We start from the raw sequence: 25,828 nt of genomic DNA, 5'->3' as shown, positions 1-25,828 counted from the left end.
CAGATGGCAGTAACCACCAAAAGCAACGGCATTGGTCTTAAGGGCGTGGGGGGGTGCCCCCACCCGGACGCCTACCAACCGCGCCGGCCGGCTTCCCTGGCCGCGCTGTTGGAGCGCAGACCCGAGGCCGCCGGGCCGATCACCGGGCACGCGCACACGCCCGCCGCGACCGCCTTCGCCGGGCGGCCGCTCGTCGTCGGTCCCGGGGCCACCTGGACGTTGCGGCTGCCCTGGGAGGGCGAGGGGGGCCGACCGGGACGCACCCCCTGGCTTCGCGTTTCATGTACTGGCCGACGACGGGCGGCTGACCAGCCACTTCAGGACCGCCTGACCGACTCGTCGGCGTCAGGTCACGACGCGCGGGACCGTGGACAGTTGCTGCTGGTTGCCGTTCGCGTGGCGCACGTCGAGCGTGACCCTCGTCCCGGGGGCCGCGGTCGAGACCGCCCGCGCGAGGTCGGCGGCCGAGCCGAGCCGTGCCCCGGCGAAGGCGATCAGGGTGTCACCGCGGACCAGGCCCGCGGTGTAGCCGGAGCCGGGGATGTGCACACCGACGACGAGCGCGCCCCCGCCGTGGGGGGCGTCGACCGCCTCGATGCCGAGCGTGGCCTTCCCCGGCGCGGGCTCCGGTGCCGTCGAAGCGACCGGACTCCCGCCGCCGGGCGCCGACTTGGTGCCACCGGCCTGCGACGCGCCGGATGCCTGCCCGGGTCCGTCCGGCCGGACGGACGGCCCCTGCGCCGCCCCGGCCAGCTTCTGGAGGTCCGCCAGCCTGCTCATACCGATCACCGTGGCGCCCACGGTCCCGATTCCGACGCCCGACAGGACCAGCACGGTCGCGACGAGGAGACCGAGGAGCAGCGGCATCAGCCGCCTGCCACGCCGTCGCGCGGCGTGCGGGCGCTTGGTGGTGCCGGTCGAACTCCGATCACCACCCGGATCCTGACCGGGCATCGGCTTGGGACGCAGTGCGGCCTGTTCCATGGATCGCCTCCTGCAGATGCTCTACGGACCGCCCCCGGCTCTTGCTCTACCCTGCGCTCCGGCACACGACGATTCACGAACGAGTGAGACTGTCAAACACGTTCGAGAAGTTGGTCCACCAAGGCCGCGGCGGCTCCGCGCGGAGACCCGCTGTGCACCAGTTCCGTACGGTGCACCAGGCGCGGCGCCACGAGCGGCACGGCCACCGACCCGGGGACGCCGGTGGCCGCAGCCCGCGGCAGCAGCGTGAGACCGTGCCCGGCGGCGGCCAGGGCGGCGAGAGTACGCACGTCGGTGCCCTCGTATCGCAGGGCCGGGCGGAAGCCCCCGCTGCCGTTCGCCCGGCGGAGGTGGGCCAGGGGCAGTCCCGCGTCGGGGGCGTCCAGCCAGCGGGCGTCGACGAGATCGGCGAGGCGCAGCCCGTCGCGCAGGGCGAGCGGATGAGTTTCGGGCAGCAGCACGCAGACGGGTTCCTCGCCGACGCCGTACGTGGTCAGCGGGGCCACGTCGGGATGCCGCAAGGGGTCGTTGGGCGCCGTCAGTCCGTCCACCAGGCCCAGCTCCGCCCCGCCCTGCGCGACGGCGGCGGGGATCTCCTCGCGGGCCAGCACCCGCAGGGTCACCCCGGCGGCGGGCAGCGCCGCGAGCGTGCGCGGACCGAGCGCCGTCGGTGTCGCCGCGAGCGTCAGCCCGTACTCGGGCGCGCCCACCATCCGTAGGACGTCCGCGCGGGCCGCGTCCAGGCGCAGCAGCAGTGGCCCGGCGTGTTCGAGGAGCCGTTCGCCCGCCGCCGTCGGTGCCACGGGGCGCCGGGTCAGCAGGGGCGCGCCGAGGTCCTGCTCCAACGCGGCGATGTGCTGGGACACCGCGGACTGGGTGTAGCCGAGTTCCCGTGCGGCCTCCGAGAAGGAGGCGACACGGGCCACGGTGACGTAGGTGCGCAGGAGATGCGGATCCATGCGCTCCAGGATCCCGTACCGATCCTGTGTCCCACCAGAATCACCATCAGCGTTGCTTATCGAAGGTGCAGCAATCATCGTTGGACGTGAACGAGCGGGGCCGCCGAGGATGAGGACATGACGACCATCGCGGCGCAGACCGCTCGCCTCGCCCTCGTGGGCGACCGCTCCCCGAACGTCCTCGCCCACACCCGCGTCCCCCTCCTCCTGGACGCCCTGGCCACGCGCGACCGCCTCGTCCTCGACGCCTACTGGGTCCCGACCGAGGACGCCGAGGACCCGGCCGCGGTGCGCGGCTTCGACGCGGTGTGGGTGCTGCCCGGCAGCCCGTACCGCAGCGAGGCGGGGACCCTCACCGCGATCCGCACCGCGCGCGAGGAGGGCATCCCGTTCCTGGGCACATGCGGCGGATTCCAGCACGCGCTCCTGGAGTTCGCGCGCGACGTCTGCGGGCTCACCCGTGTCGCGCACGCCGAGCAGGACCCCGACGCCGATGACCTTCTCATCGAACCGCTCGCCTGCTCCCTCCTGGGCCACGAGGCCGCCGTCACCATCGAACCGGGTTCGCTCGCCCAGTCCGTGATGGGCGCCGAGCGGACGGTCGAACGCTATTTCTGCGCGTACGGCCCCACTCGCCACCTGGACACCCTGCGCGCCCACGGCCTGCGCTTCAGCGGCCACGACGAGGACGGAAACGTACGGATCGTCGAACTCCCGGGCCATCCCTTCTTCCTGGGCACCCTCTTCCAGCCGGAGCAGTACGGGGACGGCTCACGCCCGCACCCGATCGTGCGGGCGCTGGCGCGAGCCGCCGTGGCACACGCGGCCGTCGGGGAGCTCCGGGAACTCGGCACGGTCGACGGGGCCGACGAGGTCGGCGGACGGCGTCAGCCCGTGTGACGGACGGAGCCGTTTGTCAGTGCCGGCTGTTACGTTCGGCGGCATGAGCGATCACGCCCTGCGGCTGCTCCGGGAGCAGCCTCACCTGGCCGAACTGGCCGCGTTCCCCTTCAACTTCGACCTGATCCGGGCCGACCACGGCGAGGCCGTCCGGCTCGCCTCGGGCGGTCCGCTGGAGGCGGTGGCGGGGGACGACACGGGCGGCACGTATTTCGTGTGCGGGGACGGCTCCGTGCTGTACGCGGACTCCGAGGGTTCCGCCGGAATCATCGGCAACAGCGTCGACGAGGCGCTGGAGGTGCTGGTCGGGCTGCCCGGCTGGCACGACTACCTGGGGCTCGCGCCGGCCGACGGCGAGGAGAAGATCCGCGCGGCGGTCGCCGAGACGGAGGAGGAGATCCGGGAGTACCACGGGATCGACGACGAGCGGACCGAGCTGCGGGCCGGTCTCGGCCTGCCCGAGCGCTCACCCGTCGAGCTCATCGGCCTGCTGCACGCGGCCCTGCTGCGCACCGAGCCCGACTTCCTCCTTCTGAACGCGGAGGAGGGCGGCGCGCACGACCTCCTCGACCGCCACCCCCGTCCCGCGCTGTGGGAGACGGTCCTCGCGCGGGGCCGTACCGACCTCACGCTGCTGCGCGAGGGCTCGGCGTGGGACGAGGTGGCCGGGGACCGGGCGCGCCGGGCGCTCGCGCTGCGCGCCGCCCAGTTCGACCGGCGCGAGGGCGATCTGCCGCTGCTGCGGCATCTGCTGAGGCACGAGGCCGAGGCGTCGATGACCGACGAACTGCGGCTCGCCGCCGTCCTGGTGGGCCTGCACGGCTGCGCGGAGGATCTGCCGCTGCTGTACGAGGTCCGTGAGACGGACTTCGACACCTGGTGCGGACTCGGCGGGATGCCCGAGCCGGGCGCCGATCCGGCCGAGCTGCGGGGCTGGGCGCGCGACCTGGACGACTCGCTCTTCGGTACCGACCCCGCCGACGAGCCGCTGTTCACCTGGACCGGCCTCGCCCACGAACAGGGTCTGGTCGAGCTCGCCCGCGCCGCGCTGATCCGGCGGTTGGACGACATCGACTTCCGGGTGTACTGCGACGCGCGGGACGGCAAGGCCATGGAGCGCCGCGATGCCTCCCCACTGGGCTCGCTCGTCCACGAGTTCGAGCAGTTGGGCGACACCTTTCAGGCGCTGCGCGCCCAGCGGCTGTACGTACCTCTGCAGACCAGGGCCTGGGACCGCGTCTCGGCCCTCCTCAGACTCGCCCGGCTGGAGCGGGAGGAGGGCCGGTTCGGCGCGGCGATACGCACGTTGGCCTCGCTGCGGGACACGCTCGCCGAGCCGGACGGCGGCGCCGGCGACAGCGGGAGCGGGAGCGGGAGCGACAAATCGTTGGGGCACTGGCAGCGCACCAACCTCGGCGCGTACATCGTCGAGGAGCACTACGCGGTCGCCCGGACCGCGGCCACCGACACGGCGCTCGCCGACGAGGTCCGGGCCGTCACCGTGGCCGCCGGGGAGCTCCTGGCGGGACTCTCCGGGACGGCCAGGGCGAACGTGGAGCGGCACCACGCCGGGACCGCCGACACCCATACGGACACCCACGGGACGACCGACACCCATACGGACAGCCCTACAGACATCCACACGGACACCGGTGCGAACCCCGATGCCGGGGTCAGTGCGGAGCCGACGCCGCCTCAGCCTTCGGCAGGCTGAACTCCGCGGCGGCTCCCACCCCCTTCGGCAGGGTGAACGACGAGGTCGCGCCCGCCGCGGTCCGGGGAGTGAGGTCCGGCGGGGATTCCGTCTCCGCCATGTCCTGGGGACTGAGCGCCGGGACCGGCACCGGCACGGTCCCGGCCCCCGTCCCGGGGAACGGGACCGTGGGGGCCCGGTCCGGCAGGAAGCCGTGGGCGCGGCGGGCCAGGTCCTCGGCGCCGTAACGGTGGCAGTCCTGGTGCCACTTCAGGATTCCGGACAGCCAGTTCTCGAGTTGCACCACATAGCCGTCCATGATGCCGCGCACTTCCGGCGAGAGCTTGAAGTCCTCGTACAGAACGGGCAGTTCATGGGCGGCGACATGCTGGAACTGCTGCATGCGCTGGGTCATCAGGTCGTGGATGACGCCGAGGCCGGTCGGGTAGTCGCAGCCGAAGAAGTTCTGCACGACGAGGATGGCGTTGTGGACCTCGCCCTCGTACTCGATCTCCTTCTGGTACGAGAAGACGTCGTTGATCAGCATCGCGTAGTCGATGGCGGCGTTCTCCAACGACCGGACGGGACCGCTCAGGTAGACCTCGGGCGGGACCTTGGGGCCGTGGCCCAGGCGGCACAGGTTCAGGGTGAGGTCGGAGCCGAAGGTGGCGCGACGCATCTCCAGGTAGTCGACCGGGTCGGGGATGCGGTGCTGGAGCTGGTTCGACAGCTCCCACACCCAGCTTTCCGTCATCTTGTCCACGTCACCGCGCAGCTTGCGCCGCTCGTCCGGGGTCATCTTCGCCGCCGTGCGCTCCCACAGGTCGAGGAGGCCGTGCTCCATGGCGTTGGCCGGGACCGGGGTCGGCTCGCCGTCGATGGGCATGCAGGCCGAGAGGCGTGCGGTGGTGGTCCTGGCCGCCGCCAGGTCACGGCGGTGTCCGAAGACCAGCGGGTAGTAGTCGTCGCCGTACGTCCCCCAGGCCAGCCACTGCGAGCCGAGGTCGAGGGCCTCCTCGGTCGCGTCCGGGTGGATGCCCGCGGCGCACAGCGGAAGGTCGTACGCGTCCAGTTTGTCCTCGTCCCAGACGCCCTCCTGGAGCATGCCCTTCTCGTACATCCAGCCGGTGAGGCGGTCGCGGGCGCCGTCCAGGTGGGGGCTGAGGGCCGGCTCGAAGGGCATGTAGAAGTCGGGGAGCAGGGACGGGCCGACCTTCTGGTACGGGACGTGGGTGTACCTGCGCAGCCGCTGCGCCCCGGCCGCGGAGAGCAGGGCGCCGACATCGACGGCCGCGGTGCCGAACCCGGCGCTGCCGAGCGGCCGGCTGCCCTCCACCGCCCCCTCGTTCATGTAGCGGCTGGAGCGCAGGTGCCACTCGTGACCGCCCGACTGCCAGTCCTGGAGCCCCTGGGTGTAGGCGGCGACGGCGGCGACCTGGTCCGGGGTGAGCCCCTTCTCCGCGGCGAGCGCGGGCACTTCGGTGAGGGCCGTGTGCTCGAACTGGTGCAGGCGTGAGGTGAGGATGTCGTTGACGGTCTCGGCGGCCTCCTGGGTGGTGCAGCCGAAGAAGGTCTCCAGGACGAGGATGCCGTTGCTGAGCTCGCCCTCCTCCTCGACCTCGCGCTGGTAGGAGAACAGGTCGTTGCGCAGATGGACCCCGTCGGAGAACGTCTCCATCAGCACGCGCAGCGGGCGCGTCCCCGCGACGGAGGCGGGCACCTCGGCCGTCGCGTACTCCACGAGTCCCGCAGACCAGGGGGCGCCGCCCACCTTGCGGCGCATCTCGATGTACTCGACGGGGTTGGCGATCCGTCCCTCGTTGATGTTGGAGAGCTCCCACATCGACTCGTTGAGCAGGTGCTCCGTGGACACCGCGAACCGCCCCCGCCAGTCCACCGACATCGCGGGCACCGTGCGCGCCCAGAGGTCGGCGAGCCCCGCCTCGACCGGATTCTCCGGCTCCGGTACGGGGGTCGAGAGGTCCAGCGGCATGAAGAGGGGCAGCCGGTCCAGGTAGGCCTTGCCGCCGTCGCGGTCCTGGGTGCGTTTGAAGGTCTCCAGGAAGTGGTCGTCGAAGAAGAACACCCACACGTACCAGTCGGTGATGAGCGAGAGTGCCGGGCCGTCGCAGTCGGGGTGGGTGTACGCGCAGAGCAGCCCGTAGTCGTGCGCGTCGAGGTCGGACTGTTCCCAGATGCCGGAGCCCTCCAACATGCCCATCCCACGGGCCCATTCGACCGTGTGGGCGCGCGCCTCGTCGAGGTGCGGGTTCAGCCGCGCGGGATACGGCATGTAGAAGTGCGGGAGTTCGAACGGCTGCGTCATGGCCGGGCCCTACCCAGGGCCCTCCGGGGGCATCCACCGGGCGGGACATGATCACACCATCGCGTGAATTTACCCCTTTTCGAGGCAAGTGATGTGCACGGCGGCGCCCACGAGGTGATCGCGCCGCACGACTGATGGCCGCTTGGCCCTCAGGCCCGCACCTGGATCAGGGCGTGTGTGCCGCTCGTGCGCCAGCGTCCGCCCTCGGCCGCGTCGAGGGCGGCCTCCGTGCGGGCGTCCAGGCCCACGATCACATCCGACTTGAGGGTGCGCAGGGCGGCGACCGGGCCCGGGAAGTACGCGGTGGGCTCCGTGAAGGGGGTGGTGGCGGGGTAGCGCCGGTCGCCGACCAGGCGGCGGTAGTTCAGGTCGCCCTTCACGAGGGTCACGTCGGCCTCGGCGAACTCACGGCGCAGGTCGTCGGGCATGTCGGCGTACGGCAGCGGGGCGCAGGAGAAGGGGTGGGCCCGGACGGTGAGGCGACCGTCGGTCATGGCCGCCCACAGCCGGCGGCCGGACTCGGCCGCCGCCCCCTTCGCGCCGGTGAGGTGACGCAGGGCGTCGACCACGTCGGCGGTCGTGGCGTCCGAGACGTAGTACGGGTACGGCTTCACGTGCAGGAGCGCCCGCCCGACGCGGCGGTGGTGGAGCAGATGGTCGATCAGGAGCAGATCGGGGATGAGTTCCCGGCCGGAGTTGTCCGCGACCAGGCAGAGGGTGCCGCCCGCGAACAGGGAGCGCAGCGACTCACCTTCGTTGGCGACCAGTTCGGCGACGATGTCCGATTCCCCGTCCGCGGCGGCGAGACGGAAGCCGAGGTCCGCGCGGTTGCCCCACAGCGAGCCGTGCAGCAGCGCCTCCTCGCGCTCCTCGACCGGCCGCTCGGCGAGCGGGTCGAGCGCGGCGAGCTCCTCGTCCGCCTCCGGGGCGCTGAGCTCCGCGAGCTTGAGGGGGCGGAAGGGGTCGATGCCCTTCCAGGGGCCGGGGGTGAAGTAGCCGACGGCTTCGAGGAGTTGACGGTAGAAGTAGCTCTCGGACCAGAGGAAGGGCACGTCGAACCATGAGCGCCCGGCGTACTCCTCGCCGCCCCAGCGCTCCCACTGTTCGCGGTCCGCCGCCCGCTCGCCGAGCGGTTCGATGACGCCCTCGGTGGCGTTCTTCAGCAGGGCGTCGAGCGCGCGGTGCTGCTCGGGGCCGTAGGGGAAGGCGTCCCGGACCTTCCGGACGAGGGCCGGATGCCGCTCGGCCAGCACACTCCAGGGGAACGAGCCCGGCTCGTCGCTGAGGATCACGGGCGCGTCGGCGGGTTCAGACATGTGGCTCACGGTACCGGCCGAGCCGAAAGGGGCGGCCCACGCCGCGCATGGGCCGCCCCTCCCCCCGTGGGCCGCGCTCAGAGGTCAGTTTCCAGCCTGTCAGGGGCTGCCTGTGGGTCGGCTGTGACCGAACGATAGGCAAAGCCCAGGTAATACGGATACAGGGGAAACCCTTGATCTGGCCGGTAACCGCCCCTCAAGGGCTCCCCGTTGGCCGGGAGTGCCCGGTTTCACCTCGCTCGCGCATCTGAACGCGCGGCCCTGTGCCCCCGTACTTCACGGTGCGGCCACGCCTGCGCGCGATGCCGTACGGCCGCACCCGCCGACCCCACCCCGCGAGGAGACCCACCGGATGACCGCACACCGCACCGCCACCGCGGCCGCTGTCGCCGTGGCGGCCCCGCTGCTTCTTCTGACGTGGGCCGTCGCTCCGGCCCAGGCGCACGGCGCGCCGACGGATCCGGTCAGCCGGGTGGTGGCCTGTTCGCCGGAGGGCGGCAGCAATACCGGTACGGCGGCCTGCAGGGCGGCGATCGCGGCGAACGGCGCGCCCTTCACCGCCTGGGACAACCTCCGGGTCGCCGATGTGGGCGGCAGGGACCGTCAGGTGATCCCGGACGGGCAGCTGTGCAGCGGGGGGCTGCCCGCCTACAAGGGGCTGAACCTGGCCCGCGCCGACTGGCCCTCCACGCGGATGACGCCGGGCGCGACCTTCACACTCTCCTACAGTTCGACGATTCCGCACACGGGGACCTTCAAGCTGTATCTGTCCAAGCCCGGGTACGACCCGACCAAGCCTCTCACGTGGTCCGATCTGCCGACGAAACCGTTCGCCACCGCCACCGATCCGGCGCTGGTGAACGGCGCCTACCGGATCAAGGCCACGCTGCCCTCCGACCGGACCGGCCGGCAGATGCTGTACACGATCTGGCAGAACACGAGTACGAGCGACACGTACTACTCGTGCTCGGACGTGGTCTTCCCGGCCGCGCGCGGCGGTGGGGCCGCCGCGCCGACGACCTCGTCCCCCGCGCGTACGACACCCACGGCGAACCGGACGGGTCAGCGGAGCCAGGAGTCGACCGCGACCACGGCCACCCCCAGCGACCGGTCGCCGTCACCCGCCCCGGAGACCACCGCGGCGACGACGGAGGTGACCGCGCCCGACCATCTCGCGCCGGCCGCGGACAGCTCGTCGGGCGGCAGCAACACGCTCCCCCTCGTCGCCGGAGCGGGGGAGCGGTCGCGTTCCTGCTCACCGCGGGCGTCGCCATCACGCTGCGACGCCGTCGGTGACCGGTCGTCCGGGTCGGGTCAGTTGACGGTGACCGCCGGGCTGCCCGACTGGGTGGTGTCGGAGACGGGCGCGTACTTCGCGGTGAAGTAGCCGCTGCTGAAGCAGAGCGACGAGCCCGAGGACTTCGCGAACGCCTGGTTGGTGAAGGTGATGCTGTGGTCGGTGTTGCTCGCCGTGCCGGTCAGGCTGGGTGCCTGGTAGACGCAGTTGATGCTGCCCAGCAGGGTGCGCAGCACGACGGTGGTCTGGATGGTGGAGCCGGCGGCCGGGGTCACGGTGACCGTGCCGCCGGAGGCGACCGTAGTGGTGTACGGGAGGTTGTTGACCGTGACACTGGTGACGCCGAGCACGCCGATGACGTTGCTGGTGCAACTGCCGAAGGTGTGGGCGCTGAGCGACTCGGTGGCGGTGCCGGGGGCCGTCGGGTTGTCGGTGACGGAGGCGGTGAAGGTCGACGCGGCACAGGAGACACCGCTCGTGCCGGTCGCGCTGGAGTAGAGCGTGGCGGCGGTGCCGCTCGCCAGTGAGGCGGTGAGGACGTCGCCGGTGGCGACGGCGGCTCCGCCGGCGGTGAGCACGGGGGTGTCGTCCGCGGAGGCGGGGGCGATCGCGGAGACCGAGAGCGCGGCGGCGGTACCGAGGAGGGCGAGCAGGGATCGAGTGCGCATGGGGGTGCCTCTTTCTCAGACGGGGGTGCGGGTGGGTACGAGGACGTCGCGGACATGCCGTCACGGCGGACCGCTGCCGGTCCGTGACGCCTTCTCCTTACGTCACGGACCGGCAGCGGAAGCCGGGCGACCGGACACGGCTCAGGGGGAAAGTGCCGTGCCGGTGCCGCGGGGGGAGGTGGCTTCGACGTTGGAGCGCACCGCACGTTCAGACATGCCACGACCACCCCGCGAGGAGCGGGGGGTCCAGGAGGTGGCGTACGTGCCGCGCATCGGATCCGGCGCCACGGATCCAAGGGAAACCATGCAGAGTTCTAGACCTGATGAATGGTCAACGTCAAGGTACAGTAAGGAAGTTGAACGTCAGCGGCCCCCAGGAACGACGCGGCGGGCGGCCCGGCCGCGAGCTCGTCGCGGGACCGGCTGCGAGGTCGTCGCGGGACCGGCTGCGAGGTCGTCGCGGGACCGGCTGCGAGGTCGTCGCGGCCGGACCTCCACAGTTGGCACACAATCAACATCCCTTTGCCACAAGTCTCTTGACCCACGAATGTAACCCCCGGTAACTTCCACGTCGGCTACTGCTGCGTAACGAGAAAGCCCTTGCGACCGCCGGGAGTTGTGAGGAGGCGTGCGCGGCAGCCGCTGTCCGCGCCAGGACAACGTGCCCGTTGAAGCCCCACCTGCATGACTATGTCCAGGGAGCAGAACATGGCCTCGTCCTCGGACGCCACGGCGTCCACCGATTCGACCCCCGAGAACGAAAGCGGTTCCGGCAGACGTGGGCGGGTCCGCCTGCGTCGCGCCGCGGTGATGGCGGTGCCTGCCACCGCGGTCGCCGCGGGACTGATGATCCTCACCGCCCAGGGCGCTCTGGGGGTGCAGTTCGCCATCTCCGGCATGCCGTTCACGGTCACGGCCACCGAACTCAACGGCACCGGCTTCGAGCAGTTCGGCAACCTCGACAACATGGCCGACGGCAGCCCGAACGCAGGCGACACCGGCGGCCAGGTTCTCGTCATCACCTCCGCGATCAAGAACGCGACACTCACCAAGCTGTGCCAGAGCGTGGACCTGGGCGGTACGAACCTGGTCATCACCGCGGGCGGCGGCACGGACAAGGTGCAGGCGACCAACCTGACGACCGACTCGACCGAGCTGTCGGGCGACGCGGCCTTCAACAACATCGAGATCGGCAACGACGCGAGCACGCTCGACAAGGCCGGGGTGCAGGGCAACAAGGGCGTCTTCAGCCAGCAGGCCGACACCGTCCACATCGGGAACCTGCGGCAGACCAACTACGCGACCACGGCAGCGGTGTTCAAGCTCCCCGGTCTCAAGCTCCGCTTCAGCGACTCGGGCTGCTGATGCCGGCCGTCCGGGATCTGCGGTCCGGCTTCCGGCGGTGGCGTGCGGACCGCCCCTTCTGGGGCGGCCTGCTGCTCACCCTGGGCGGGGCGGAGATCCTCCTCACCGAGAAGGCGTCCCTGAAGGTCGTCATGCACATCGGGATGCAGGGCATGGCGGGCTATCTGCTGCCGACGGTCATGATCCTGTGCGGTCTGCTGATCCTCTTCAACCCGACGCAGCGCCTCTTCTACTCCCTGCTCGGCATCCTCCTCTCCCTCGGCACCTGGCTCACCTCCAACCTCGGCGGCTTCTTCATCGGCCTCCTCCTCGGAGCGACCGGCAGCTGCCTGGCCTTCGGCTGGCTTCCCCACCAGGAGCCGCGCAAGCGACGTCTGCTGCGCAGGCGCCGTCGGCAGCAGATGGCGACCGAGGCGTAGGGAGGACGAAACGGAAGGGGTCCGCCCCGGCCGAGCTCAGGGCAGTGGGCGGCCGGGGCGGGAGCCGTGACGGTACGACTCCAGGAGGCGGACCGTCCCCCGACTTGCTTGTACGCGCAGGAAATTTGCCCTCGCACGCAATGGATGCCGGACGGCCGCATCGGGGAACGTCACCCTCGCGTAGCGTGACGCGCCGTACAGACGTCCGAGTGCCAAGGAGGCTTCCGATGGGAACCCCGAGTCCCTTGACGGGCAACCCGAGCCCCTTGGTGGTGGACGCGACGGGCCGTGACATCCACGCGGAGGCGGCCCGCATCCGCGCGCGCGGACCGGCGACCCGTGTCGCCCTGCCCGGTGGCGTCGAGGCCTGGGCGGTCAGCAGCCCCGAGCTGCTCAAACGGCTGCTCCTGGACCCACGGGTGTCCAAGGACCCGCGCCGGCACTGGCCCGCCTGGATCAACGGGGAGATCTCCCCCGAGTGGCCGCTGTTCACCTGGGTCGCGGTGCAGAACATGTTCACCGCGTACGGCGGCGACCATCGGCGGCTGCGGACCCTCGTCTCCACGGCGTTCACGGCCCGCCGCACGGCCGCGCTGCAACCCCGGATCGAGGAGATCACCGCCGGCCTCCTCGACCGCATCGCCGAGGCCGGCGAGCACGGCGAAGTCGTCGATCTGCGCGAGGAGTTCTGCTACCCGATCCCCATCCAGGTGATCAGCGAGCTCTTCGGACTGCCCGAGGACAAGCGGGCGGACCTCAGGGACCTGGTGGACAGCATCTTCCACACCTCCGCGCAGCCCGAGGAGGTGACGGGCAACTACGCCAGGCTGTACGCCGTACTGGGTGAACTGGTCGCCGAGAAGCGGGAGTCCCCCGGTGACGACCTGACCTCCGGCCTCATCGCGTCCCGCGACGAGGGTGATGGCCGGCTGAGCGAGCAGGAGCTGCTCGACACGCTGGTCCTGATGGTCAGCGCCGGTCACGAGACCACGGTCAACCTCATCGACAACGCCGTGCACGCCCTGCTCACCCACCCCGAGCAGCTCGCACACCTCCGCGCCGGACGCGCCACCTGGGACGACCTGATCGAGGAGACCCTGCGGGTCGAGGCACCCGTCGCGAGCCTGCCGCTGCGCTACGCCGTGGAGGACCTCGACCTCGCCGAACTGGGCGGTCCGGACGGCACCGTGATCGGCCGGGGCGAGGCGATCCTCGCCGCGTACGCCGCCGCCGGACGCGATACCGAGCGCCACGGCAAGGACGCCGACCTCTTCGACGTCACCCGGGCGGACAAGGAGCACCTCGCCTTCGGACACGGTGTCCACCGCTGCCTCGGCGCCCCGCTGGGCCGCCTGGAGGCCCGCATCGCCCTCCCCGCCCTCTTCGACCGCTTCCCCGACCTCCGACTCGCCGTACCGGCATCGGATCTGGAGCCGGTGGACTCCTTCATCTCCAACGGCCATCGCACCCTGCCCGCCCGGATCCGCTAGGGCCTGTCCGACGGATCAGGTCGCAGGAGACGGGCGGCGCCTCGTCGACGCTGCCCCGCGTCTGCGGCATGATCCGTCGGACAGGCCCCAGAGGCCGGCGCTCACTCGCCGCGCCACCAGGACAGGAGTCGGGTCCAGCCGCTTCGCGGGGGGTCGGGCTCCCGGGCGGGTGGTTCGGTCACGAGAGCCGGGAGGGGGCTCGCGTACGACTGACGCTCGCCTTCGGGTCGTTGGACCGTCGCGGTGGGCGGGAAACGGACGGGCAGCGCCGCCAGCGCGCGGTGGAACGGGCCGGGCCGCCAGGACAACTCACCCACCGGCAAACCGAGTTCGACATCGGGGAGGCGGTCGAGGAGCTTCTCCACCGCGGCCGTCGCGATCAGCCGGGCCGGGCTCTGCGCCGGACAGTTGTGGGGTCCCGCGCTCCACGCCAAGTGGGCCCGGTTGCCCGTCCGTTGATCGGCGGTCAGGGCGGGATCGGTGTTGGCCGCGGCGAGACTGACGACCAGCGGATCGCCCGCGCCCAGCACCGCTCCCTCGTACACGACGTCGTGCAGCGGATAGTGCACGGCGTAGTTGGCGATCGGCGGATCGGTCCACAGCACCTCGTCGAGGGCGTCCTCCACGGGGAGGCTGCCGCCGGACAGATCGCCCGCGAACCGTTCGTCGGACAGCAGCAGCCGCAGGCTGTTCGCGATCAGGTTCTGCTGGGGCTCGGTGCCGGCGCCCATCAGCACCACGAGGGTGTGGATCATCTCCTCGTCGGTGAGGTCCGCGGGGTGCGCCATCAGCCAGGACGTCATGTCCTGACCGGGGTTGCCCCGCTTCAGCGCGACCAGGTCGAGCAGGGTGCTGGTCAGCAGTTCGTCGGCCTTCTCCGCGTCCACCCCGTCGAAGATCCCGGACATACCCTCGACCAGCCGGACCCCGTACTCGGCCGGGCAGCCGAAGAGGTGGTTGAAGACCAGCAGCGGCAGGACCTGCGCGTACTCGCCGAGCAGATCCGCGGTGCCGAGCGGCGCGAACCGGTCGATGAGGGTGTCGGCGCTGCGCTCCACATAGCCGCGCAGGGTGTTCGGATCGACGAGCGCGAGGCTGTCGGTGATCGCCCCGCGCAGCCTCTCGTGCTGCTCGCCGTCGGTGAACAGCGCGTTGGGCCGGTACATCATCATCGGCACGACCGGGCTGTCCGGCGGGACGGTCCCGTCGGCGAGGTCGCGCCAGCGGCGGGGGTCCTTGGAGAAGGTCTCCGGACTGCGCAGGACGTGCAGGGCGGCGTCGTAGGAGGTGACGAGGGTGGCTCTGACGCCGGGCGCGAGCTCGACGGGTGCGGTCGGTCCCACCGTACGCAGCCGCCGGTAGACGGCGGCGGGGTCGGCCGCGAAGTCGGGCCCGTACAGGGGCTCGTGAGCCGGGCAGCCGGGCGGTGGCCCGGACGTCGGTGACAGGGACGGCGGTGACACGGACGGTGGCGGTACGGGCGGTGGTGGTTCGGAGGTCACACGGACTCCAGTTCGCCGCTGCGGGTCATCAGGTACTCGACGAGGGCGATCAGCGCCTCGGTGGACGAGACCCGGTCGCGGGCGTCGCAGCGCACGAGCGGGGTCGAGGGCAGCAGGTCGAGTGCCTCGCGCACCTCGTCCAGGTCGTGCGCCGCGGAGGCGTCGTCGAAGTCGTTCAGGGCGACGGCGTACGGCAGGCCCAGCTCCTCCAGTACGCCCATGACGTCGAAGGACTCGGACAGCCGCCGGGTGTCGGCCAGCACCAGCGCGCCGAGCGCTCCGCTGGTCATGTCCTTCCAGAGTTCGGTGAAGCGGTGCTGTCCGGGCGTGCCGAAGAGGTAGAGCACCAGGGCGTCGCTGAGGGTGAGGCGGCCGAAGTCGAGGGCGACGGTGGTGGTCGTCTTCTCCCTCGAACCGGCGAGGTCGTCGACGCGTGCGCCCGCCTCGGTCATCACCTCCTCGGTGCGCAGCGGCCGGATCTCGGAGAGCGCGCCGACGAACGTGGTCTTGCCGACCGCGAAGTGGCCCACGATCAGGAGTTTGACCGCGGTTCGCACATCCGGGCCGAGGTGGACGTCGTCAGAGGCGGGCGCGGAGCCCATCCAGTACCTCCTGGAGGATGCGGGCGTCGGAGAGACGGGCGGCCGGTACCGGCGCCCGGGTGACGAGGTGACCGCTGTCCATGAGGTCGGCGATCAGTACTTTGGTGACGCTGACCGGGAGTTCCAGATGACCGGCCACCTCGGCGACCGACAGCGCTCCGGGCCGGCACAGCTCCATCAGTCGGCGCTTCTCCGGGTTCAGCCCCGTCAGCGGCAGGTCGTCGGCGGCGATCAGCAGGGTGACGAGGTCGAGGGTGTTGCGGGAGGGGTGGGCGCGGCCGTCCGTGACGACGTACGACCGCACCAGCCTCCCGCCCGGCCGACGCCCGGGCGTCATGCCGGGCTGCCGGTGTCCTGCCGGGCTGGGCTGGTCAGCTCCTTGCCGAGCCGGTCGACCAACTTGTGCATGCGGTAGGTGACCGCCTCCATGTCCACGTTCTCGCCGGTGGACACCGCGAGGTGGGCGCCCTGCCCGGCGGCGACGAGGAAGACGAACCCGTGCGCGAACTCGATCAGGGTCTGCCGCCACGGCGCGGTCGCACTGCCGCAGAACTCGGCGGTGCTGCGGCTGATCGACTGCACCCCGGACAGGCCCGCGGCCAGCCGTTCGGCGTCGTCGCGGCCGATGTCGGCGGAGTGGGCCCGGAGCATGCCGTCGGCGGACAGCAGGATGGCGTGCCGCGCCTCCGGCACCTTCAGGACCTCGTCGAGCATCCACCCCAGCTCGTTGGTCATGGGCGCGATCATCCCTGTGTGTTCCCTTCGGATTCGTGGGGGGCTTCGATGTCGTGAGGGGTCCCGGCCGCGGTACGTGAGGAGGGTGCGGTGTCCTGCTCGGCCCGCGCGGAGCGGGTGCCGCGCGCGAACGCGCCCATGCGCCGGGCGTTCTCCTCCGCGGAGCGGCCCACGCTCTCCTCGGCCGGTGCGGCCGGTTCGCCCGGTGCCGCCGCGGGCTGTTCGGCGGCGGGCGGGGACACGGGTGCGCGGCGGCGCCGCTTGGGCAGTCCGCCGGAGGTCGTCGCCTCCGCGGGCCCACTCGTCCGGGCCGTACGCCGGGGCGTGCGCGCCGGTTCCCTCGGCTGCGGGGGTTCCTGGACCGGGTCGGCGTGGGTGAGCAGCGAGGCCGGTACGAAGACCACGGCGCGCACGCCGCCGTACGGGGAGCGGGTGTCCACGGAGACGCTGAACCCGTAGCGGGTGGCGAGGACGCCGATGACGGCGAAGCCGAACTGGGGCGGGTCGTCGAGGCGCGTGACGTCCACCGCGCGGCGGCCGGTCAGCAGCGCGGCGGCGTGCTCGGACCCGCGGCTGTCCATGCCGACGCCCGCGTCGTCGATGACCACGACGGCGCCGTTGTGCACCGCCTGGACGCTGACCTCGACCGTGGTGTTGGGCTGTGAGTGGCGCGCGGCGTTGTCCAGGAGTTCGGCGACGGCGAGGACGACCGGTTCGACGGCCCGGCTCTCGACGGCGACGTCGGCCTGTCCGTTGACGCGGATGCGCCGGTAGTCGCGGATGCGGGAGGTCGCGCCGCGGACCACCTCGATGAGCGGTGAGGTGGCCCGTTGGCGTCCGGGCCAGGAGCCGCACAGTACGGCGATGGCCTGCGCCCGACGGCCGAACTGGGCGTTGGTGTGGTCGATCTCGAGCAGGTCGCGCAACACGTCGGGGTGGTCATGGCGGTCCTGCATTTCCGAGATGGACACCTGCTGCTCGTTGGCGAGGGCCTGGATCGAGCGCATCGACGCCTTGAGGGCGGCCTTCGCGGACTGGTCGGCGCGGGCCTGTGCGTGCCGCACGGCGTCGGAGAACCGCTCCAGGAGAGCGTCGAGGCACTTCGCGAAGTCGGTGTCGGCCAGCCGCGCGTCGAGGAGGCCCACGGCGGGGAGGGCCGGTGCGGGGAGAACCGGAGCGGGCAGGGACGCGCCGGCCGCGGGCAGGGGCCGGCCTGACGCGGAGAGAGGGCGACCCGTCACGGAGTGGTGGTGCCCCGTCGCGGAGGCGGGCTGGTGCGGGGCGCTGTCGAGCGCGGGCAGGCGGACCGCGACCAGATGGCGCAGCTCCTCGTCCCGGGCCCGCAGCGCGTCCGCGAGCTCGGCGCTCCGGCCGCGCTGCCGTCTCGTGATCCCGCGCTGGCGCACCAGCAGCACGATGACGGCGAGCAGCCCGACGGCCAGGCACCAGAACGCCGCCTCCGGTATCCGTTCGGTCATGAGGTCCTCAATGGCATATGCAAGTTGACGGGTCGCACGACCCTAGCCACCCGTCGGCACAAGCGCTTGCCGTCGCGCGCAAGGAAGTTGCCGTGGGGCGCACGGACTGTATGCACTAGGCTGACGTGGAGTAACTACCGCTCGCTGCACGGGAGTTGAGGGTGGCATTGTCCGCGGAAAGCTACATCGTGGAAACACGGACGACCGCGGAGGTGGATCCGCACGAGCGGGCCGACTTCTGGAGCGAGCACGTCGGGTCCCACCAGTCCAGAATGGGCTACCGGTACGCGCGCACCGACGACTTCCGTGGCGCGACGGTCCGCCAGCGCACCGAGCGCTATCAGCTCGTCAAGTTCTGGTCGGACGAGGTCGCGTACAGCAGGACCGCGCGCCAGGTCCGCCAGGACCCCGACGAGGACTACCGATTACTGCTGCCGCTCAGCGGGGAGATCGTGCTGCGACAGGACGGCCAGGAGGCCCGGCTGACACCGGGCACCGGCACCCTCGTCAGCTTCGGGGCGCCCTTCGAGTGCCTCCAGGACGCCTCGACGCACGCGTTCGTCCTCACCATCCCCGCGCGTGAGATGGACGGCCCACTGAACCGCAAGTCGCCGCTTGCCACCGGGCTCGATCTGAGCAGGGGGCTCGGCCGGGTGGTGAGCTCCATGATCGGCGACCTGCACGCGGAGCGGGACCATCTCACCGACGCGCACTTCAACGCCGTCTCCGACCGCGTCGTCGAGCTGCTGTGCATGCTCACCCTCGGCGACGACCGCCCCGACGGGGCGGGCCAACTCACCGACGTGGAGACGATGGTCCGCCGCTACGTCCGTGAACACGCCGCCGACCCGGGTCTCACCGGTACGTCCATGGCGCACGCGCTCGGCTGGTCGCTGCGTCAGATCCAGCTGGCCCTGCAGCGCGCCGGCACCACTCCGCGCGACCTCATCCGCGAGGAGCGGCTGCGGCTGGTTCGTGAGCGTCTCCAGTGCGGCGACTGCGAGCACCTGACCATCACCGATCTGGCCTTCACCTCGGGGTTCTCCTCGGCGAGCGCGCTGAGTACGGCGTTTCGGCAGCGGTATGGGGTGAGTCCTCGGGAGATGCGGTCCGGGGGGCGGCGGCCGTAGCGCCGTGGTTCGGCCGGCACCCGGGAGCCGCGCCCCTGAGAAGCGGGACGCCCGCCTCACCGGGGCCGAGCGCCCCCCGATCGGACATCACCGTGGTCGCCGAGGCCGCCGCCGGGCAGAAGGCCGTGGCACCGGAGGACCCCCTGCGGCTGCTGAGCGACCCTGCCCGGACCGGATTCCGGCCCACTCCCGGGTTGATGTGACTGCCGGATCACATCATCCTTGTACATATGGTGAAAATCCCGGGCGATGCTGGGCGGGCAACCACGGCCGGTGACGCCATGGTGGTGGTCGACGCGCACGGAGTCGTGACCGGCTGGAGCGAGGGCGCGCAGCTGCTGACCGGGTACGCCGCGGCGGACGTCACCGGCCGTCCGGTGTCGGACCTGCTGGACGGGGACCCGGGCGAGGCCTGGCGGGCGCTGCGGGCGAACGGCGGCCACGGTGTGGTGCCCGTACGGCGTGAGGACGGGCGCCGCACGGAGCTGGCCCTGCGGGCGTACCCGCTCCAGGGCCTGGAGGGGGCGCCGGCCGGATACGTGATCACCGCGGCGCCGGACGGGCAGGGCCGCGACCTGGGAGAGCTGGCGTTCAAGCAGGCGTCGGTGTCGATGTCGGTCTTCGACACCGAACAGCGCTATCTGCGGATGAACGACACCGCCTGCCGGATCATGGGCGTCCAGGAGGCCGAGGTCCTGTACCGCTACTTTCCGGACACCGTCGAGAACGCGGAGCACAGCCGCGGCTTCTTCAACCATCTGCGCCAGGTGGTCGAGACCGGCCGCCCCGTCCACTACGAGAGCTGGACCCGGGCCCCCTCCGGACTGCGTATGCACGCCTGGAACATCGAGATGTGGCCGCTGCGGGCCCCCTCCGGGCAGTTGCTCGGCGTCTCGCTGGCCGGTTACGACAGCACCGAGCAGTACCGGGCCCGGCAGCGGCTCGCCCTGCTGAGCAAGTCCGCCGCCGCCATCGGTACGACGCTGGACGTGATCCACACCGCCCGTGAGCTGGCCCAGCTGGCGGTGCCCGAGCTGGCCGACTTCGTGAGCGTGGACCTGCTGGACTCGGTGGTCGAGGGCGAGGAGCCCACCGGCGGCCCGGTGGAAGCCGATGTGGAGCTGCGCCGGGTCGCGCACCACTCCCGTACCGCCGGGGTGCAGGAAGCGGCGATCGACCTGGGCGCGGCGGACGTCTACCCGTCCTCCTCCCCACCGGTCCGCGCCCTGGTGACCGGGCACGCGGTGCTCACCAGGACCGGCGACCCGGACGTCGACGGCTGGCTCAGCCGGCACGGCGCCCAGGCCGCCAGGCCGCACCAGGCGGACCGCCGGGACTTCTCACTGATGGCGGTACCGCTGGTGGCACGCGGTACGACGCTGGGGGTGGCGGTCTTCGTGAGGCTGCTCACCGCCGAGAGTCCGGACCCCTTCGACCAGGACGACGTGTCGCTGGCCCAGGAGCTGGCCAGCCGCACGGCCGTCTGCGTGGACAACGCCCGCCGGTACGCCAAGGAGCGCACGACCGCCGTGGCCCTCCAGCGCAGTCTGCTGCCCCAGGCGATGGCGGGACAGGCTGCGGTCGAGTTCGCCTCCCGCTACCTTCCGGCGCTGTCGCGGGCGGGCGTCGGCGGTGACTGGTTCGATGTGATCCCGCTGTCCGGGACCCGGGTGGCGCTCGTCGTCGGCGATGTCGTCGGGCACGGCATCCACGCCTCCGTCACGATGGGCCGGCTCCGCACGGCGGTATGGACGCTGGCCGACGTCGACCTGCCCCCGGAGGAGCTGCTCACCCACCTCGACGACCTGGTCGGACATCTGGCGGCCGACGAGAGCCCGACGGGCGCGGAGATCGGCGCCACCTGTCTGTACGCGGTGTACGACCCGGTCTCCGGGCACTGCGCCGTCGCCACGGCCGGGCACCCGCCGCCCGCCGTGCTGTTCCCGGACGGCACCGTGAAGGTCGTCGAGGTGAGCGCGGGACCGATGCTCGGCGTGGGCGGGCTCCCCTTCGAGGCCACCGAGCTGCACCTGCCGGAAGGCACCGTCCTCGCCCTCTACACCGACGGTCTCTTCGAGGCTCGCCACCTCGACGCGGACGCGGGCACGGCTGTGCTGTGCAGCGCGCTGACGGTCCCCGCCGGAAATCTGGACGAGGCCTGCGACAACGTGCTCCAGGTGCTGCTGCCGAAGCATCCCAAGGACGACGTGGCCCTGCTGCTGGCCCGCACCCGCACCCTGGACAGCGACGAGGTGGCGGTGTGGGACCTGCCCGCGGATCCGGCGGAGGTCGCCACCGCCCGGCAGTACGCGACCGAGCAGCTGGCCCGCTGGGGGCTCGACGAGGTCGCGTTCGTCACCGAACTCGTCGTCAGCGAACTGGTCACCAACGCCATCCGCTACGGCGGCGCGCCCATCCAGCTCCGGCTCATCCGCGACCGCGCCCTCATCTGCGAGGTCTCCGACGCCAGCAGCACCTCGCCCCATCTGCGCCGGGCCCGCACCTTCGACGAGGGCGGCCGCGGACTGCTCCTGGTCGCCCAGCTGACCGAGCGCTGGGGCACCCGCACCACCGGCACCGGAAAGACGATCTGGGCCGAACAGGCGCTGCCGTTCGAGTGACCGCGGCCTCGCAGGGCTACTGGAAGTCGCAGCCGGGGTTGGGCGCGTCCTCCGAGAACGGTGAGCCGTGGGGCAGGACGTACAGCACGTCCAGGACGACGGGGACCGAGCCCTCGTTGCGGCCGATGTGCACATGGGCGGGACCCGGGGGCTCGGTGATCGTACGGCCGGCCGGGTAGGTGCCGTCCTGCGCGCAGGTGGCGTCGAAGTGGCTGAGGGTGCCCTTCTTCACGAGGCCGTACAGGGGACCGTCGTGGTAGTGCCAGCCGGTGCTCTGGCCGGGCGGGATGGTGATCTCCCGGAGCGTGTAGTCCGTGTTCCCCACGGTGGTCCGATAGAGCACCGTCGCGGTGACACCGGGGCCGGCGGGAGTCGCGTACGCGGTCCCGGCGACCAACGACATGGCCGACAGGCCGACGACCGCGGCGCCCGTCACTCCCCTACGCAGCACGGCACGGACAGCGGAAACCTCACGCGTCATCTCGTCCTCCCCCGTATGAACGCAACAGCCCATCAACGGCAGGCCCACGCACCATCATTGAACATCCGTGCCCCGTGCGGAAGGTGCGATACCACCCAACTCGCGCATCCCGCGTCCAACTAGTGACGATGCGGCGACGACACCCTCGCGCCGACCATCTCCGGCATATGCCCGCTCACTTGACGGCCGAGTGTGACACACGGTTGGCTCCGGCCCAACGAAAGTACGACAGTCGGTACACAACATCCCGACATCGCACCGATCTCACTCTCCCCGACCCACCGCTGGGCCGCACAGCGAGGTGCCGCACCCATGAACATGTCCCCCACACCTCACCACTTCACCGGATCCCCGCATCGCGCCGCCCTCGTCGCCGCCGTCGCCGCGGCCTGTCTGCTCGCCGCCGGCTGCTCCGGCGGCTCGAACGACACGAGCGACGCCTCCGCGGGCACGGCGGGCACCGGCCGGATCAAGATCGCCCTGATCACCCACGGCGCCCGCGGAGACGCGTTCTGGGAGCTGGTGCGCAAGGGCGCACAGGCGGCGGCCACCAAGGACGGCATCGACCTGACGTACGCGAGCAACTCCGAGGCCGCCGCCCAGGCCAGCCTGGTGCGGGACGCGATCCGCGACCGGGTGGACGGCATCGCGCTGACACTGGCCAAGCCGGAGGCGATGCAGAGCGCGGTCAGCGCGGCCAAGGCGGCGGGGATACCCGTGGTCGGTCTCAACTCCGGGATCGACGCCTGGAAGTCCGAGGGCCTGCTGGAGTACTTCGGTCAGGACGAGAGCGTCGCGGGCCGGGCCACCGGTGACAAACTGGACGAGCTGAAGGCCAAGCACGCCCTGTGCGTCATCCACGAACAGGGCAACATCGCCCTGGAGGCCCGCTGCGCCGGGGTGAAGAAGACGTTCGGCGGCGAGACCGACATGCTCTATGTGAACGGCACCGACATGGACGCGGTGGGCGCCGCCGTCACGGCCAGACTGCGCCAGGACCCGAGCGTCGACGAAGTCGTCATGCTGGGAGCGCAGTTCGCGCTCGCCGCGGTGAAGTCGGTGAAGTCGGCCGGCAGCAAGGCCCAGGTCGCCACCTTCGACCTCAACAGCTCTCTGGTGAAGTCCGTGCAGAGCGGGGACGTGCAGTTCGCGGTGGATCAACAGCCCTATCTCCAGGGCTATCTGGCCGTGGACTCGCTCTGGCTCTACCACTCCAACGGCAACTTCAGCGGTGGCGGAACCGCTCCCGTGCTCACCGGACCCGCGTTCGTCACCAAGGAGAACGTCTCCTCGGTCGCGAAGTTCGCGGCGAACGGAACCCGCTGACCGGCCGCCGCCCGCACTGGCGGCACCAAGGTTTTCCGTCCCTCACGGTGCGTACGGTCACTTGTACGGATAGCATCCTGCGCACCCTCTCATCGCTGATCGCTCTAGGACGACGATGTCTCCACGGACCGGTGCCCGGCGCCGTCTCGGCTCCATACGTCTCTCCCTGATCCTGCTGGCGCTGGTCCCCAGCGTCACCCTCGCCGCCATGTGGGGTGTGACGACGACGCAGATCTTCTCGGAGGGGCTGCGACTGCGCGAACAGACGGGGCTGAGCCGGTCGACGGGCGCCATGGGCACCGAGGCGACGCTCGCGCTGCAACAGGAGCGCAGCCTGTCGGCCGCCTGGATGGCCTCGCCGCACGGTTCCCGGGTCGCCCTGGACCGGCAGCGCAGGCGCACGGACGTCGCGGTCGCGAAACTGGTCCGCCGGTCGGAGGACTTCAAGAACGCGCCCGCCCGGATCGGCGACCGGATGTACTCGGTCATCGCCTCGGTGGGAAGCCTGGAGTACTACCGGGGACAGGTGGACCACCCCACCGACATCACCGCCCAGCAGGCCCTGGACCAGTACACCTCGATCATCGGCGACCAGATCCACGCCTTCCAGGAACTCTCCCAGGTCGACGACGGCGACCTCACCTCGCAGGCACTGCCGCTGATCACGGTGGGGAACGCGGCGGAGCTGGTCGCCCAGGAGGACGCCCAGCTCGCGCTCGCCTGGCCCTCGGGAAAGCTCGACGAGCAGTCGTGGCAGCAGTTCGCCCAGCGGGTCGACGTGCGCCGCTGGGTCTTCCAGAGCCAGGTCCTCAACTCGCTGCACGGCACCGTGAAGGACCAGGTCGAACGGGTCCTCCAGAGCCAGGACTGGAAGACCCTGGAGACCGTCGAGGACCAGATCGTCGCGGCCCGGACGGCGCACGGCCGGGTGGCCAGGACGGTCGACCTGCCCGACGCGCACGCCCGCTGGAACACCGCGCTCGGCAGGATCTCCGACCAGTACACGAACCTGATCCAGCAGCAGACCACGCAACTGCTCGACCGCAGCGCCGACAAGGCGCACAGCCTGCTGATCAAGGCGGCCGCGCTGAGCGCCGGCGGACTCGTCGCCCTGCTGGTGTGCGTCGTGATGTCCTGGCGCATCACCCGCTCCCTCTCCCGACGGCTGCGCGGTCTCCGGATGGCCACGCTCAGCCTCGCCGAGGAACGGCTGCCCGACGTGGTCGCCCGGCTGAACCGGGGCGAGAAGGTCGACGTGGAGTCCGCCACCCCGCCCCTGGACTACGGCGAGGACGAACTCGGCCAGGTGGCCAAGGCGTTCAACACCGCCCAGCGCACGGCGGTGTACACCGCGGTGGAACTCGCCGACACCCGACGCGGCTTCCAGAAGGTGATCCTCGGCATCGCCCGGCAGAGCCAGAACCTGGTCAACCTTCAGCTCAGCAAGCTCGACGCGCTGGAACGCGAGCACCAGGACCCGGGGATCCTCAAGGGCCTGTACGAACTCGACTCCACCGCCAGTCAGCTCCGCCGCTACGAGGAGAACCTCGTCATCATCAGCGGTGAGCAGCCCCGGCGCAGCTGGACCGAACCGGTCGCGCTGATCGACATCCTGCGCAGCGCCGTCGGCGAGGTCGCCCAGTACCAGCGGGTGAACGTGCACACCGACGACGAGGTGTACCTGAGCCCGCCCGCGGTGGCCGACGTCATCCATCTGCTGGCCGAACTCATCGACAACGCGACCACCTACTCCCCCGCGCCCAGCCCGGTGGGGGTGCGGGCCGCGATGGTGGCCAAGGGACTGGCCGTCGAGATCGAGGACCGGGGCCTGGGCCTGTCCGAGGAGGACTACGCCGCGTTCAACGCCCAGTTGGCGGTGGCCCCGCAGTTCGACGTGGTGGCACTCGCCGATGACCTGCGGCTCGGCATGTTCGTGATCGCGCGGCTCGCCACCCGGCACGGCATCGCCGTCACCCTGCGCTCCTCGCCGTATGGCGGGACCACCGCGATCGTGCTGATCCCGCACGACGTCGTGGTCCGCGACACTCCCGGCTCCCCCGCCACGGACGGGGAGGTCGCGGTACCGGCGGGGGTCGTGGCGGCGAAGGGCTCGGCCGACGACGCGGTCCCGGAGCGTCGGCCCCATGAACGTGCGGAGGAGGCACCCCCCTCCGCCCGGGCCCGCACGACCGACTCCGCCGCGCCGCGCTCTGGCCCCGCTCAGGGCGCCGCCCGCCGCGACGGACTCGCTCCGCTGCCGCGCCGGGTGCCGCAGACCAGCCTGGCCACGGAGCTGCGGGAGGAGGCGACGCCCTCCGAGGCCGACGACAAGGACGCCACCGACCTCGCCGACTTCACCGCGGAACGTGCCGCCTCCTCGCTCGCGGGCTTCCAGCGCGGGACGCTCCGGGCCCGCGACGACGAGGAGATGTCGTACGACCACGGGGGCGAGGAACCGGCGTACGACCACGGGGAGGACCCGGCCCCGACCCAACCCGCAGACCGCTCGTGGACTCCGCCCGCCGACCGCTCGTGA

20 protein-coding genes and 2 pseudogenes are annotated in these 25,828 nt (G+C 71.5%); 11 read left to right on the top strand and 11 right to left on the bottom strand.

The features are described from left to right. Window positions 1-57 precede the first annotated feature (57 nt). A pseudogene (locus tag AAFF41_RS35625) lies at window positions 58-331 on the top strand (phosphodiesterase); the annotation flags it as partial. Between the two features lie 14 nt (window positions 332-345). On the opposite strand, the gene AAFF41_RS35620 reads toward AAFF41_RS35625, so the two are convergent. Together AAFF41_RS35620 and AAFF41_RS35615 are read right to left on the bottom strand one after the other, a co-directional pair. After that, on the bottom strand, window positions 346-984 hold the full coding sequence (locus AAFF41_RS35620) for a PDZ domain-containing protein (protein WP_343325222.1): 639 nt from the start codon (window positions 982-984) through the stop codon (window positions 346-348). Between the two features lie 92 nt (window positions 985-1,076). Continuing rightward, entirely contained in the window at window positions 1,077-1,943 is an 867-nt protein-coding gene (locus tag AAFF41_RS35615; RefSeq protein ID WP_319748598.1) for a LysR family transcriptional regulator, read from the bottom strand. 117 nt (window positions 1,944-2,060) lie between these two features. Here AAFF41_RS35615 and AAFF41_RS35610 point away from each other — a divergent pair, with 117 nt between their 5' ends. Together AAFF41_RS35610 and AAFF41_RS35605 are read left to right on the top strand one after the other, a co-directional pair. Then, complete coding sequence (locus AAFF41_RS35610) at window positions 2,061-2,843, top strand: CTP synthase C-terminal region-related (seleno)protein (RefSeq protein WP_319748597.1); 783 nt, start codon at window positions 2,061-2,063, stop codon at window positions 2,841-2,843. Between the two features lie 43 nt (window positions 2,844-2,886). Next, window positions 2,887-4,557 (top strand): hypothetical protein, encoded by a 1,671-nt coding sequence (locus AAFF41_RS35605; RefSeq protein WP_343325221.1) that lies wholly within the window; start codon window positions 2,887-2,889, stop codon window positions 4,555-4,557. On the opposite strand, the gene cyc2 is transcribed toward AAFF41_RS35605, so the two are convergent. Next, the gene (gene cyc2, locus AAFF41_RS35600; protein ID WP_343325220.1) at window positions 4,517-6,862 is read right to left on the bottom strand and encodes a germacradienol/geosmin synthase Cyc2; all 2,346 of its coding nucleotides are present in this window, start codon (window positions 6,860-6,862) and stop codon (window positions 4,517-4,519) included. The two genes, AAFF41_RS35605 and cyc2, sit on opposite strands and share 41 nt — an antisense overlap. Before the next feature lie 149 nt (window positions 6,863-7,011). Continuing rightward, on the bottom strand, window positions 7,012-8,178 hold the full coding sequence (locus AAFF41_RS35595; protein WP_319748594.1) for a damage-control phosphatase ARMT1 family protein: 1,167 nt from the start codon (window positions 8,176-8,178) through the stop codon (window positions 7,012-7,014). Window positions 8,179-8,530: 352 nt separating this feature from the next. On the opposite strand from AAFF41_RS35595, the pseudogene AAFF41_RS35590 reads away from it, so the two are divergent. After that, window positions 8,531-9,474: pseudogene (locus AAFF41_RS35590) on the top strand (lytic polysaccharide monooxygenase auxiliary activity family 9 protein). An 18-nt stretch (window positions 9,475-9,492) separates the two neighbouring features. Here AAFF41_RS35590 and AAFF41_RS35585 read toward each other — a convergent pair. Further along, a complete protein-coding gene (locus AAFF41_RS35585) occupies window positions 9,493-10,143 on the bottom strand; it encodes a Tat pathway signal sequence domain protein (RefSeq protein WP_319748592.1) in 651 nt (216 codons plus the stop codon). A gap of 708 nt (window positions 10,144-10,851) precedes the next feature. Between AAFF41_RS35585 and AAFF41_RS35580 the strand changes: the two genes are divergently transcribed. The 3 genes from AAFF41_RS35580 to AAFF41_RS35570 all read left to right on the top strand — a co-directional run bounded on the left by AAFF41_RS35580 (window position 10,852) and on the right by AAFF41_RS35570 (window position 13,417). Then, complete coding sequence (locus AAFF41_RS35580) at window positions 10,852-11,508, top strand: DUF6230 family protein (RefSeq protein ID WP_054236784.1); 657 nt, start codon at window positions 10,852-10,854, stop codon at window positions 11,506-11,508. After that, window positions 11,508-11,927 (top strand): DUF6114 domain-containing protein, encoded by a 420-nt coding sequence (locus AAFF41_RS35575; protein WP_060896901.1) that lies wholly within the window; start codon window positions 11,508-11,510, stop codon window positions 11,925-11,927. The genes AAFF41_RS35580 and AAFF41_RS35575 overlap by 1 nt, the downstream gene beginning before the upstream one ends. 227 nt (window positions 11,928-12,154) lie before the next feature. Further along, window positions 12,155-13,417: a cytochrome P450 family protein gene (locus AAFF41_RS35570; RefSeq protein ID WP_343325219.1), complete on the top strand. Its 1,263-nt coding sequence runs from the start codon at window positions 12,155-12,157 to the stop codon at window positions 13,415-13,417. A 101-nt stretch (window positions 13,418-13,518) separates the two neighbouring features. Here the strand turns inward: AAFF41_RS35570 and AAFF41_RS35565 are convergent, their stop codons facing one another. The 5 genes from AAFF41_RS35565 to AAFF41_RS35545 form a co-directional block, all read right to left on the bottom strand. After that, window positions 13,519-14,817: a cytochrome P450 gene (locus tag AAFF41_RS35565; RefSeq protein ID WP_425526260.1), complete on the bottom strand. Its 1,299-nt coding sequence runs from the start codon at window positions 14,815-14,817 to the stop codon at window positions 13,519-13,521. Between the two features lie 98 nt (window positions 14,818-14,915). Continuing rightward, window positions 14,916-15,521 carry a GTP-binding protein gene (locus tag AAFF41_RS35560; protein WP_319748589.1) on the bottom strand — a complete coding sequence of 202 codons (606 nt, stop codon included), beginning with the start codon at window positions 15,519-15,521 and terminating at the stop codon, window positions 14,916-14,918. Further along, window positions 15,499-15,858, bottom strand: a complete 360-nt coding sequence (locus tag AAFF41_RS35555; RefSeq protein WP_054236780.1) for a DUF742 domain-containing protein — start codon at window positions 15,856-15,858, stop codon at window positions 15,499-15,501. The genes AAFF41_RS35560 and AAFF41_RS35555 overlap by 23 nt, the downstream gene beginning before the upstream one ends. Beyond that, window positions 15,855-16,268: a roadblock/LC7 domain-containing protein gene (locus AAFF41_RS35550; protein WP_319748588.1), complete on the bottom strand. Its 414-nt coding sequence runs from the start codon at window positions 16,266-16,268 to the stop codon at window positions 15,855-15,857. The genes AAFF41_RS35555 and AAFF41_RS35550 overlap by 4 nt, the downstream gene beginning before the upstream one ends. Continuing rightward, window positions 16,265-17,734, bottom strand: a complete 1,470-nt coding sequence (locus AAFF41_RS35545) for an ATP-binding protein (protein WP_343325218.1) — start codon at window positions 17,732-17,734, stop codon at window positions 16,265-16,267. The genes AAFF41_RS35550 and AAFF41_RS35545 overlap by 4 nt, the downstream gene beginning before the upstream one ends. 188 nt (window positions 17,735-17,922) lie before the next feature. Here AAFF41_RS35545 and AAFF41_RS35540 point away from each other — a divergent pair, with 188 nt between their 5' ends. Together AAFF41_RS35540 and AAFF41_RS35535 are read left to right on the top strand one after the other, a co-directional pair. Next, window positions 17,923-18,864 (top strand): AraC family transcriptional regulator, encoded by a 942-nt coding sequence (locus tag AAFF41_RS35540; protein WP_343325217.1) that lies wholly within the window; start codon window positions 17,923-17,925, stop codon window positions 18,862-18,864. A gap of 230 nt (window positions 18,865-19,094) precedes the next feature. After that, entirely contained in the window at window positions 19,095-21,485 is a 2,391-nt protein-coding gene (locus AAFF41_RS35535) for a SpoIIE family protein phosphatase (RefSeq protein ID WP_319748586.1), read from the top strand. Window positions 21,486-21,501: 16 nt separating this feature from the next. Here AAFF41_RS35535 and AAFF41_RS35530 read toward each other — a convergent pair whose 3' ends face one another. After that, window positions 21,502-21,966: a cupin domain-containing protein gene (locus AAFF41_RS35530; RefSeq protein ID WP_388408996.1), complete on the bottom strand. Its 465-nt coding sequence runs from the start codon at window positions 21,964-21,966 to the stop codon at window positions 21,502-21,504. A gap of 312 nt (window positions 21,967-22,278) precedes the next feature. On the opposite strand from AAFF41_RS35530, the gene AAFF41_RS35525 reads away from it, so the two are divergent. Beyond that, a complete protein-coding gene (locus AAFF41_RS35525; protein ID WP_319748585.1) occupies window positions 22,279-23,292 on the top strand; it encodes a substrate-binding domain-containing protein in 1,014 nt (337 codons plus the stop codon). A gap of 115 nt (window positions 23,293-23,407) precedes the next feature. Next, the gene (locus AAFF41_RS35520) at window positions 23,408-25,828 is read left to right on the top strand and encodes a sensor histidine kinase (RefSeq protein WP_343325216.1); all 2,421 of its coding nucleotides are present in this window, start codon (window positions 23,408-23,410) and stop codon (window positions 25,826-25,828) included.

It is taken from the genome of Streptomyces mirabilis, from assembly GCF_039503195.1.
Classification (GTDB): Bacteria; Actinomycetota; Actinomycetes; order Streptomycetales; family Streptomycetaceae; genus Streptomyces; species Streptomyces mirabilis_D.
Note: the sequence above shows the minus strand (reverse complement) of the source record. Positions and strands in the feature narration are given on the sequence as shown.